Annotated in this window: 1 protein-coding gene; it reads left to right on the top strand. The window is 67.0% G+C overall.

The features are described from left to right. The first annotated feature begins 435 nt into the window (after window positions 1–435). On the top strand, window positions 436–1,212 hold the full coding sequence (locus tag ACFPZI_RS37135; protein WP_381371577.1) for a polysaccharide deacetylase family protein: 777 nt from the start codon (window positions 436–438) through the stop codon (window positions 1,210–1,212). Window positions 1,213–1,256: the final 44 nt, after the last annotated feature.

The following is a 1,256-nucleotide window of genomic DNA, read 5'->3' on the forward strand; positions in this document are numbered from 1 at the left end:
GCTCATGCTGGTCGGTGGCGTGATCGGTAGCAGGTGATCGTCTGGTCATGGGGTGATTCGCCGGAACTGGGGCTGCGGGGCGTCCGTACCGTCTACTGTCCACGGAATCAAGGGAGTTCACGGTACGGGAGAGGGGGGCGGAGGGCGGCCGCGGTGCTGACGTGGATGATTCAGCGGCGGGTCGAGCAGCTGCGCAAGCAATGCGCGGAGGCGGAAGCCGAGGTGGCCCGCCTGGCGGCGGCCGCAGTAGTGGGCCGTTGCCAGGCGCGAGGCACACCATGCCACCCTCAGCGGCCGAGCACGTCGGAGAGACGCTGGAGCGGATCGCAGCCGAGGTGGCGCCGCAGCTCACTGGAAACGCGCTGAACACACGTGTCCTGCCTCACTATCGAGGCCGCTGGGCAACCCTTCCGGCCCTGAAATCTTCTCCTTGGGATGAAGATCTTGAAGAGGCGGCCTCGTCTACTCATACTCCTGCCCCTGACCGTGGTGGCGGCCGTGACGGTGACCGTCGTCATGGTCATCCAGGCGAACAAGATGGAGACGCTCTCCCCGCGCGAGGAACGTGACCGGGCCGCGTCTGGAGCAGGCGTACCGTCAGGGCAGGTGGACTGCCGGAAGGTCAAGTGCATCGCGCTCACCTTCGATGGCAACCCGGGCGAACCCACCGACCGGCTGATGGACCTCCTGAAGGAGTACAAGGCGCCGTCGACGTTCTTCCTTGAGGGCCGGCGCATCCACAAGTTCCCGGATGTGGTGCGGCGGATCGCCAAGGAGGGCCACGAGATCGGGGACCACACCTGGACGCACGCGGTGCTGACCGATGTCTCTGATGCGCAGATCCGCGACGAGCTGCGCCGCACGGCACGGGCCATCGCAAGCATCACCGGCAGCGAGCCGACGCTGATGCGCCCGCCCCAGGGCCGCACCGACGACCGCGTCTCCAAGGTATCGAAAGAACTGAGGATGGCGCAGGTGCTGTGGACGGTGACCGCGAAGGACTACGAGACGGACGACACCGCGCTGATCACCAAGCGCGTGCTCGCGGGCGCCGACCGCGACGGGATCATCCTGCTCCACCCGCTGCACAAGGGCACCGTGCCGGCCATGCCTTCCATCCTGAAGGCGCTCAGCAAGCAGGGCTACACCTTCGTGACCGTCTCCCAGCTGCTCGCTCCGGCCAAGGCCGAGCCCGGCAAGATCTACAAGTGACTGTCTGACGCGCGAAGCGTCCGCCTCCTTGGCCCCGCGCCACC

Source organism: Streptomyces chlorus (assembly GCF_042655885.1).
GTDB classification, from domain to species: Bacteria; Actinomycetota; Actinomycetes; order Streptomycetales; family Streptomycetaceae; genus Streptomyces; species Streptomyces chlorus.